Annotated in this window: 9 protein-coding genes and 3 pseudogenes; 10 read left to right on the top strand and 2 right to left on the bottom strand. The window is 61.3% G+C overall.

The genetic code is table 11. From position 1 onward, the window contains the following. The first annotated feature begins 206 nt into the window (after positions 1 to 206). The 3 genes and pseudogenes from B3V69_RS12765 (at position 207) to B3V69_RS12755 (ending at position 3,946) form a co-directional block, all read left to right on the top strand. Positions 207 to 1,410 (top strand): annotated as a pseudogene (locus B3V69_RS12765) (threonine ammonia-lyase). Positions 1,411 to 1,509: 99 nt separating this feature from the next. Then, the gene (locus tag B3V69_RS12760; RefSeq protein ID WP_296447095.1) at positions 1,510 to 1,650 is read left to right on the top strand and encodes a hypothetical protein; all 141 of its coding nucleotides are present in this window, start codon (positions 1,510 to 1,512) and stop codon (positions 1,648 to 1,650) included. A 412-nt stretch (positions 1,651 to 2,062) separates the two neighbouring features. Next, positions 2,063 to 3,946 carry a phosphoenolpyruvate carboxykinase (GTP) gene (locus tag B3V69_RS12755; protein ID WP_296447093.1) on the top strand — a complete coding sequence of 628 codons (1,884 nt, stop codon included), beginning with the start codon at positions 2,063 to 2,065 and terminating at the stop codon, positions 3,944 to 3,946. A 156-nt stretch (positions 3,947 to 4,102) separates the two neighbouring features. Here B3V69_RS12755 and B3V69_RS12750 read toward each other — a convergent pair whose 3' ends face one another. Continuing rightward, positions 4,103 to 4,522, bottom strand: coding sequence for a hypothetical protein (locus B3V69_RS12750; RefSeq protein WP_296447090.1), 420 nt, complete (start codon positions 4,520 to 4,522; stop codon positions 4,103 to 4,105). Between the two features lie 127 nt (positions 4,523 to 4,649). Here B3V69_RS12750 and B3V69_RS12745 point away from each other — a divergent pair, with 127 nt between their 5' ends. Genes B3V69_RS12745 through B3V69_RS12735 form a run of 3 tightly spaced genes read left to right on the top strand, consistent with a single transcriptional unit; the run spans position 4,650 to position 7,003 of the window. Then, positions 4,650 to 5,606 (top strand): LysR family transcriptional regulator, encoded by a 957-nt coding sequence (locus B3V69_RS12745; RefSeq protein WP_296447089.1) that lies wholly within the window; start codon positions 4,650 to 4,652, stop codon positions 5,604 to 5,606. Between the two features lie 49 nt (positions 5,607 to 5,655). Continuing rightward, positions 5,656 to 6,534 (top strand): metallophosphoesterase, encoded by an 879-nt coding sequence (locus B3V69_RS12740; protein ID WP_296447087.1) that lies wholly within the window; start codon positions 5,656 to 5,658, stop codon positions 6,532 to 6,534. 49 nt (positions 6,535 to 6,583) lie between these two features. Beyond that, positions 6,584 to 7,003, top strand: a complete 420-nt coding sequence (locus B3V69_RS12735; RefSeq protein WP_296447086.1) for a universal stress protein — start codon at positions 6,584 to 6,586, stop codon at positions 7,001 to 7,003. A 9-nt stretch (positions 7,004 to 7,012) separates the two neighbouring features. Here the strand turns inward: B3V69_RS12735 and B3V69_RS12730 are convergent, their stop codons facing one another. Continuing rightward, positions 7,013 to 7,630 (bottom strand): TetR/AcrR family transcriptional regulator, encoded by a 618-nt coding sequence (locus tag B3V69_RS12730; protein ID WP_296447084.1) that lies wholly within the window; start codon positions 7,628 to 7,630, stop codon positions 7,013 to 7,015. A 51-nt stretch (positions 7,631 to 7,681) separates the two neighbouring features. Here B3V69_RS12730 and B3V69_RS12725 point away from each other — a divergent pair. The 4 genes and pseudogenes from B3V69_RS12725 to B3V69_RS12710 form a co-directional block, all read left to right on the top strand. Then, positions 7,682 to 7,802, top strand: a pseudogene (locus tag B3V69_RS12725) (type IV pili twitching motility protein PilT); the annotation flags it as partial. A gap of 187 nt (positions 7,803 to 7,989) precedes the next feature. After that, a complete protein-coding gene (amrB, locus tag B3V69_RS12720; RefSeq protein ID WP_296447082.1) occupies positions 7,990 to 8,805 on the top strand; it encodes an AmmeMemoRadiSam system protein B in 816 nt (271 codons plus the stop codon). Continuing rightward, complete coding sequence (amrA, locus tag B3V69_RS12715; RefSeq protein WP_296447081.1) at positions 8,795 to 9,367, top strand: AmmeMemoRadiSam system protein A; 573 nt, start codon at positions 8,795 to 8,797, stop codon at positions 9,365 to 9,367. The genes amrB and amrA overlap by 11 nt, the downstream gene beginning before the upstream one ends. Beyond that, a pseudogene (locus B3V69_RS12710) lies at positions 9,367 to 9,683 on the top strand (AmmeMemoRadiSam system radical SAM enzyme); the annotation flags it as partial. The gene amrA and the pseudogene B3V69_RS12710, both read left to right, overlap by 1 nt.

The raw sequence follows: 9,683 nt of genomic DNA, 5'->3' as shown, positions 1-9,683 counted from the left end.
CCGTCATTCACGACGACCCGTGGAACCCCGCCGTGGAGGCCTAGGCCACGGATCGCGCGCACCGCATCGGCCAGACGCAAAGCGTGTGGGTCGTCAAATTTGGCGGTGTTGTTGGAATAGCTATCTATTTGATAGCTTACTGCGCTTATCCTACGGGGCTGGCGGCTTATCCAAGCTCATTCATTGAAACGGCGGACAATGCGTCCATGGTTCAACTCGACGACATCCAAGCCGCTGCCGCGCGTCTGCAAGGCCAGCTGCTGCGCACGCCGTTCGTGGCGTCCCGCACCCTGTCCGACATCACCGGCGCGCAGGTTTTCCTCAAATTCGAGAACCTGCAGTTCACCGCCTCCTTCAAGGAACGCGGCGCCTGCAACAAGCTGGCGCAACTGACGGCCGAGGAACGGCAACGCGGCGTGATTGCCATGAGCGCGGGCAACCACGCCCAAGGGGTGGCCTACCACGCCCAGCGGCTGGGGCTGCGCGCCGTCATCGTCATGCCGCGCTTCACGCCGGGCGTCAAGGTCGAGCGCACCCGCGGCTTCGGCGCCGAAATTGTGTTGCATGGCGATACGCTGGACGAGGCGCGCACCCACGCCTTGCTGCTGGCAGAACAGCAGCAACTCGTCTTTGTGCACCCTTTACGACGACGCCGACATTGTGGCGGGCCAGGGCACGGTCGCGCTGGAAATGCTGCAGGAGGTGCCCGATCTCAACACGCTGGTGGTGTCTGTGGGCGGCGGCGGCCTGATTGCCGGCATGGCCACGGCCGCCAAGGCGATCCAGCCGGGCATCGAAATCATTGGCGTGCAAAGCACGCGTTTTCCGTCCATGGTGAATGCCATCAAGGGCACGCACTACGCCGAAGGCAACAGCAGCATCGCCGAAGGCATTGCGGTGGGCACCCCCGGCAAAATTCCGCAGGCCATCATTGCGCGCTTGGGTCTTGACCTGGTGCTGGTGGACGAAGGCGATATCGAGCAGGCCATCGTGATGCTGCTGGAAATCGAAAAAACGCTGGTCGAGGGCGCGGGTGCGGCCGGTCTGGCGGCCCTGCTCAAATACCCCGAGCGTTTCAAAGGCAAACGAGTCGGGCTGGTGTTGAGTGGCGGCAATATCGACCCCCTGCTGCTGGCCGCCATCATCGAACGCGGCATGGTGCGCGCCGGGCGGCTGGCGCGCATTCGCGTCAGTGCCCGCGACATCCCCGGCACGCTGGCCAAAATCACCGCCACCGTGGCCGCAGCCGGCGCCAACATCAACGAAGTGCATCACCAGCGCGCTTTCACCACGCTGGCGGCCCAGAATGTGGAAGTGGAGCTGGTCATCCAGACGCGCGGCCCCCAGCATATTGCCGATGTGCTGGCCCAGTTGCTGCAGGCCGGACTTGACGCGCAGCTGGTTCATTAAAAGAGACCGTCATGACCGAAACAACGCCGCGCCGTGTCGGAGGGCGCCCACTTGGGTAAAATTTGGCCTGTTACGAATCTGAAAACTCAAGGAATCCCCATGTCCAGCCCCACACCCCACACGCCAGCGTCTGAAATCGACCCGGTGGAAGCCGTCGTATCTTCCATGCCGCTCGTTTTGCCTCTCGCGGGTGCTGTGCTGATTTTTTTGCTCGCCTTCATCGCCGTTTCAATGGCCTGATGGGCCTGTATCCCCCGTATTTATTGATTAGTTTGCTACATATCGTGTAGCAAATCAGCCCGCTGCCGCGGGCTGCGGCCGACGCCGTCAGGGCCGATAACGAGCGCCCTGGCAACTTCCTGGTGCACGCCAACTGCCGCATGTCTAAGTCATGACGGCGTGAGATAGGCCTGGGCGCCTCATGGGCTCGCGCGCATGGATTCACATAACGTCATGCAAGTTTTGCATATCATTTCGATGTAACTGTCAGGTAAGCGGCAGTCAAGTTCTTAAAATCGACGTTCACGCCGACTTGAGGTATTGCAACAGCCCATTCACAAAAAAACCACTTTCTGAAAATGAATGGTTTGGGGAACCGACCCCATCGACCCGTTCATTTTGAAAAGATGATTTTTTATTCTGGAGCTTATTCATGAACTCACCTGTGATGCAAGGCCTGAACCTCAACGCCCCAAGCTACGTCAAAAACGCGAGACTGATCGCCTGGGTGGCCGACATGGTCGCCCTCACCAAGCCGGCCAACATCTATTGGTGCGATGGTTCCGACGAAGAGTACGCCCGTCTGTGCCAGCTGCTGGTCGACGCCGGCACCTTCAAGAAACTCAACGAAACCAAGCGCCCCAACAGCTTTCTGGCCTGCTCCGACCCCAGCGACGTGGCACGCGTGGAAGACCGCACCTTCATCTGCTCCGTCAAGAAGGAAAACGCAGGCCCCACCAACAACTGGATGGCCCCGGCCGAGATGCGCGCCTTGCTGCAACAAGGCTCGGGCGAGACCAAAGCCCTGTTTGACGGCTGTATGAAGGGCCGCACCATGTACGTGGTGCCGTTTTCGATGGGTCCGCTGGGCTCGCACATTGCCCACATCGGCATCGAGCTGACCGACAGCGCTTATGTCGCCGTCAACCAGAAAATCATGACCCGCATGGGCAAAGCGGTGTACGACGTGCTCGGCGTGAACGGTGATTTTGTGCCCTGCATGCACACCGTCGCGGCGCCGCTTGAGATCGGTCAGGCGGATGTGAAGTGGCCTTGCAACAAGAACAAATACATTGTTCATTACCCTGAAACGCGCGAAATCTGGTCGTATGGCTCAGGCTACGGCGGCAACGCGCTGCTGGGCAAGAAATGTTTTGCACTGCGCATTGCGTCCAACATGGGCCGCGACCAGGGCTGGCTGGCCGAGCACATGCTGATTCTGGGCGTGACCTCGCCCAAGGGCAAGAAATACCACGTGGCAGCCGCTTTCCCCAGCGCTTGCGGCAAGACCAATTTTTCGATGCTGGTGCCCCCCGCTGGCTTTGATGGCTGGACTGTCACCACCATCGGCGACGACATCGCCTGGATCAAGCCGCACGCTGACGGCAAGATGTACGCCATCAACCCCGAGGCCGGTTACTTTGGCGTCGCCCCCGGCACCAACACGCTGACCAACCCGAACTGCATGGCCAGTCTGGACAAAAACGTGATCTTCACCAACGTGGCCCTGACCGATGACGGCGACGTCTGGTGGGAAGGCATGGAAAAAGACGACGGCAACACCCCGGCGCACCTGATCGACTGGCAGGGCAAGGACTGGACGCCCGAGATTGCCAAGCAAACCGGCGCCAAGGCGGCGCACCCGAACTCACGCTTCACGGTGACGGCCGGCAACAACCCGGCGCTCGACCCGGAATGGGACAACCCCGCCGGCGTGGCGATTGATGCCTTCATCTTCGGTGGCCGCCGTTCCACCACCGTGCCGCTGGTCACCGAGGCCCGTACCTGGATGGAAGGCGTTTACATGGCCGCCACCATGGGCTCCGAGACCACCGCTGCGGCGGTCGGGCAAATGGGGGTGGTGCGCCGCGATCCGTTCGCCATGCTGCCGTTCTGCGGCTACAACATGAGCGACTATTTCCAGCACTGGCTGGACATGGAACACAAGCTCGAAGCTTCAGGTGGCACGCTGCCGAGCATCTTCTGCGTGAACTGGTTCCGCAAGGGCGACGACGGAAAATTCGTCTGGCCCGGCTACGGCGAAAACATGCGGGTGCTCAAGTGGATGATTGACCGCATCGAAGGCCAGGCACAAGGTAAAGACAACTTGTTTGGCGTCAGCCCAACCTATGAAGAGATCACCTGGACCGGTCTTGATTTCAGCGCCGCCCAGTTCAACACCGTGACCAGCATTGACAAAGCCGCCTGGACCGAAGAGCTCAAGTTGCACACCGAGTTGTTCCAGCAGCTGGCCTACCACCTTCCGAAAGAACTCGAAGAGACAAAAGCGCAAATCGAAAAGCGCTTGGCAGCCTGAAGGGGCCAGAATAAGAAACCGTCAAGGTGCACGATCTGCGCTTTGACGAGCAAGCCCCGGGTGAACCACCCGGGACGCAAAAAAGCCACCGAACCCGGTGGCTTTTTTATTTCAAGGGCGTCACCCGCAAGCTGCGGATAGCGCACTGACCTTGTCTCAGTACTCGTCGCGCCCCATGGCGGCGCTCAAATCAGCCATCACACGCGGGTCGGTTTTGGCAATCGCCCACAAACGCGCATCCGCTCTGCGTTGCGCCACCCGTGCGGACCAAGCGTCGAGAGAGCTCACAATAGTAACCGCAAACTTACGCGCAGAGCCAGCAAAAACGGCCAATGCCGCAAAACCAATTAACCACACAGCGATCCAGGCCACCATCAGGTGCCCGTCAGCCCACGTCTCAATCAACTGGTCCGCCACGACCACCAGCGCCGACACCATCGCCGCCAGCAGCATGGCGCTCAGGCCTTTGGTGCTGTCAAAACCTCGACGCATCGTGCCCACCGCATGGGCCGCCGATTCAAAACGGGCAACACCTGGATGTTGCGCAGAGTAACTCGCGTGTATGAAGCTGGCCATGATGAAATCCTTCTTTCAATACCCCACCTGAATGGCGGGAACGTGCTTGGATATTAGGGTTTTCACCAATATGCCACAAGTTTATATGTGTGATGGTATAAATTCACAACAGTGATTAATTACCACCATGAATCCAGCCAATTTCCGGACCCTTGATCTGAACCTGCTACGCGTGTTCGACGAAGTGATGACCGAGCGCAGCCTGACCCGGGCGGCGCACAAGCTGTCACTCACCCAGCCGGCCGTCAGCAACGCCTTGCGCCGATTCAGGGAGGCCATGAGCGACGAACTGATCAAACGCAGCGGTCAGGAGATGGCGCCGACACCCCGCGCACTGGCCTTGTGGCCGACCGTGCGCGAAGCATTGCGCCAGCTGCAAGGAGCCATGACCCCCAGCAGCTTTGTCCCGGCCGAAGCCAAAATGACCTTTGTGCTGGCGATGGCGGACGCGACCGCTGCCGAACTGATACCGGGACTGATTGAAGTCATGGACCGAGACGCACCCGGCGTCTCGATCCGCGTTATGCCGCTCACCACGCGCGACCCGCGCCGCCTGCTGGACGCTGAAGCCGCCGATTTGGCCATAGGCTACTTTCCAGCCGCTTTGGCCGATCTGGCGGCGCGCACACAGGCGGGTGAAGTGGTCGCATTCGCCCACCAGCGCCTGTACAGCGGTGACTATGTCTGCGTGATGCGCCATGACCACCCCTTGGCCAGAGGTCCCCTCACCCTGAACCGCTTTTGCGCGGCCCGGCACATGCTGGTCAGTTTTTCCGGGCGCTCTTTTGGCTTCATTGACGAGGCGCTGGCGCTGCTCGGGCGGCAACGCCGCGTCGTGCTCACGGTGAATCAGTTTTTTACCGCGGGCAGGGTGGTGGCCAGTTCCAACCTGCTGACCGTCTTGCCACGGCATTTTGTCAATGTCACCGGTTTCGCAGATCAACTGGTGCTGCGGGAACTGCCATTTCCCGTGCCCACCTTCCACGTGGATGCCCTCTGGCACCACCGGATGCATCGCGTCAGTGCCCAGGAATGGCTGCGCGAAACCATCTCGACACGGTTGAATTCGGCCGTTGACGCTTGATATTTTCCAGGCAACCCGTGCAGCGCTCGCCAAGCCGCACAATCGCCGCATGAAGATTCAGCTGCTGTCGGACCTGCACCTCGAAGTTCACCCGGCTTGGGTGCCTACCGCTGCGCCTGGTGCGGACCTGCTGGTGCTGGCCGGCGACATCGGCTCTTACCAACCCGGTTCGCTTTTGTCGGACAGCGACTTTGGTCTGGCCCGCTTTTCACCGAAGAATGGCTGGCCCACGCCGGTTCTGTTTGTCCCCGGCAACCACGAGTACGACGCGCTGGATTTTGATGTGGCGCACGCGCGCCTGTTGGCGACCTGCGAGCGGCTGGGCATCACCTGGCTGGAGCGCGAAGTCATCCGCTGGCCGGACCCGCATGACAAAGAAAAACCTGGGCAAAAAGCCGTGCGCTTTATCGGTACCACGCTATGGAGCGACTTTGACGCGCTCGGCCCCAGCGAAGTTGCGGCCACGGTCCCTGCCCCGCCCGGCGTAGCCGGCACCGGGCTGCTCACGCAACAGCTCAGGGCCCGTGACAAGGCATTTCGCGCCGCCAACTACTACCTGAAGAAAACCGGCGGCACCCGCCACGGCCTGCCGATGCTGGCCGAGGCCGTGCGCGAGCAAGCGCTGCTGTGCCAGGACTGGTTGGTCAAGGCGCTGGCTGAACCGTTTGACGGCACGACCGTGGTGGTGACGCACTTTGCGCCCAGCCTGTTAAGCGCCGACCCGCGCTACGGACTGACGCCCGGCAGCGCCGGCTTTTGCAATGCGCTGGACGACTTGCTCCCTTACGCCCAGCTGTGGCTGCACGGCCACTTGCACGCGCCCAACAACTACGTCAAAAACGGCTGCCGCGTCATCGCCAACCCCCTGGGCTACGCCAGAAAAGACGAGCAGTCTGCTTTCCAGGCGACGTTTTGCATCGACCTCTGAGCCCAGCCACGGCCTTGGCTACACTGCAGTTTTGATAGAGGAGCCCCGAATGAAGATTCTTCTCGCCGTCGATGGCAGTCCATACACCAAAAAAATGCTGGCCTACCTGAGCACGCATGAACTGTTTTCCCAGAGCAAGGATTACACCGTGTTCACGGTGCAGCCGGTGCTGCCACCACGCGCGCGGGCCGTTGTCGGCAAGGAGATCGTGGACAAGTACTATTCGGACGAGGCCGAGCGCGTGCTGGCCCCGGTGTCCAAATTTTTGCTACGCCATGGCATCGACGCCAAGAGCAGCTGGAAGACGGGTCATGCGGGCGAGACGATTGCCAAATTCGCGGACAGCGGAAAATTCGACCTGCTCATCATGGGCTCGCATGGTCACGGCACGCTGGTCAATCTGGTGATGGGCTCCGTCGCCACGCAGGTGCTGGCGCATTGCAAGGTGCCGGTGCTGCTGGTGCGCTAGGGCGTGCGGCTAGCGCGCGCACAAACCTTCAAAGCAGGTGCTGAGCACCAGCGCCACAATTTGTTCGTCCGGGTAGCCACCGCCCAGTTTCAAAAACTCCAGCACCGGATCGCAGGCGCGGGCAAAGAAGGTGTACAAAATGGCCCGCGCCGGCAAGGCGGGGTTGAGTGCCCCGGTGGCCTGGGCGGCAGCTATCCATTCACCCAGACGGTCGCTCACCGCCTGCAAACCCATCAAATAGTCTTCGTTGGCGATCAGCGTGGCGCGCAGCGTTGAGTTCTGGCCAGGCAGCTGCGGCATATCACCGGCGAGCTTGACTTCCAGGCTCCATCGGACCACCGCACGCAGCTTTTCCAGCGGCGGGGCCGAGTCTGGCTGAGCCGCTATGACGTCCAGGACCCGGCGCAGCAGCAGCCGCATCGCCGCCGCCGCCAGCGCTTCCTTGCTGCAGAAGTGTTTGTAGAGGCTGGCCTTGGCAATGCCCACCTGCGCGGCGACTTCGTCGACCGTCATCGCTTCAAAACCTTTTTCGGCGAGCAAGCGGTTGACCGCTTGAACAATGGCTTCTTCACGCGCCCGCAGCATGTGCTGTTTGAAGGAAATTTTGACGGCGGTCGTGGGCTTCATCGCCAAAGTTTATCCACCTCCGTCAAAATTTGGGCGATTTGGTTTTTCTACTCCATGCTGGACTACCGCAATTCGAACACGTCCGGGCACATCCTGACCGTGGAAGACCCGATCGAGTTCATGCACGCGCGCAAACAATCTCTGGTGACAGCGTGAAGTCGGCATTGACACCCTGCACGCCGTGGTCGCGCAACGGCTGGTTCGCGGCGTGGGCGCATCGAATTGGGCGCCACCCTGGAGCGATCTGGCGACGTCCCGGCGTAAAGCTGCCGCGCGTGGCCTTTGCACGATGCGACTTGATAAGCAACAAATCACCCTGATCTTCGAGAGACTAAGCTCGTTCAGGAAGGGAGGCACCCATGCACCAAGTCCGTCACCCCACCGTCGCTGGCGCCTTTTATCCGGGGCAGGGGCAGGTTTTGTCGAACGATGTCACGACCATGCTGGCCAAAGCAAGAGTAGGTGCTGACACAGCTGCCGAGGTGCCCAAGGCCATCATCGTGCCCCATGCGGGTTATGTCTATTCCGGCTCGACCGCCGCGCTGGCCTACGCGCGTCTTTCGGCGGGACGAAAAACCATCCGGCGCGTGGTCTTGCTGGGCCCGGTACATCGGGTGCCGGTACGCGGTTTGGCCCTGCCGGGTGCTGATTCTTTTGCCACACCCTTGGGCAACATCGAGGTCGATCAGCTGGCCATCGCCGCACTCAGCGCGTTGCACCAGGTGGTGGTGAGCCCGGCGGCCCACGCGCTGGAGCACTCGCTGGAGGTGCAGCTGCCATTTTTGCAGACGGTGCTGGAGGATTTCAAACTGGTGCCGCTGGCGGTGGGCGACGCGTCGCCCGCTGAAGTGGCCCAGGTGCTCGATTTGCTATGGGGTGGGCCAGAGACGCTGATCGTGATCAGCTCCGACCTCTCACATTTTCTACCCTACCGCGCGGCGCAAGCCGTCGACCAGGAGACGGTACAAAGCATCATGGACCTGAGCGGCTCGCTCACGCACAAGCAAGCCTGCGGCGGCACGCCGGTCAACGGCCTGCTGCTGGCCGCCAAACGGCACCACCTGCAGCCCCACCTGCTGGGGCTTTGCAACTCGGGCGACACCGCCGGTGATAAAGACCGTGTCGTCGGTTACGCCTCGTTCGCATTCACGCAAGGCCCCTCTGATGTCCACTGATTCCACCAACCCGGCGGAGCGCGGCAGCACCTTGCTGCCGATTGCCCGCGCTACCATCTCGTCGGCCTTGGGTCGCCCCCATGAAGCCGCTGAAGACGCCGTCTGGCTGCAAGAGTTAGGTGCCTGTTTTGTCACCCTGACGCAGCAGGGACAACTGCGTGGCTGCATTGGCACGCTGCAAGCGCGCCGCTCGCTGCTGGCCGATGTCAAGGCGAACGCCCTGGCCGCCGCCTTCAGCGACCCTCGCTTTGCGCCGCTGGCCGTGACAGAACTTGAGCACACCGAGATTGAAGTGTCCTTGCTGTCGCCGATGCAGGCCATGCGCTTTGACAGTGAAGCCGATGCGCTGGCCCAGTTGCAACCCGGCATTGACGGTGTGGTGCTTGAGTTCGAGCGTTACCGCAGCACGTTTTTGCCGCAAGTTTGGGAGCAATTGCCCACGGCGAGCGAGTTCATCGCCCATCTCAAACGCAAGGCCGGCCTGCCCCCTGGTTTTTGGGCCGAGGGGATGCGACTGCAGCGCTACACCGTGCGCAAATGGAAGGAAACAGAGGAGCAGTGATGCAAGAGTCTAGCTACCCTGGCCGCTGGTGGCACGTCATTCCCGACGGCCGCATCCAGTGCGACCTGTGTCCGCGCGATTGCCGGTTGCACGAGGGGCAGCGTGGCGCCTGTTTTGTGCGCGCGCGCCAGGGCGACCAGATGATTCTGACCACCTATGGGCGCTCGTCGGGCTTTTGCATCGACCCGATCGAGAAAAAGCCGCTCAACCATTTCTACCCCGGCAGCAGCGTGCTGTCCTTTGGGACGGCCGGCTGCAACCTGGCCTGCAAGTTCTGCCAGAACTGGGACATCAGCAAGTCGCGCGACATGGACCG

This window comes from Rhodoferax sp. UBA5149 (assembly GCF_002413825.1).
Classification (GTDB): Bacteria; Pseudomonadota; Gammaproteobacteria; order Burkholderiales; family Burkholderiaceae_C; genus Rhodoferax.
The sequence above is the reverse complement of the archived record's forward strand: the minus strand, read 5'-3'. Positions and strand labels throughout refer to the sequence as shown.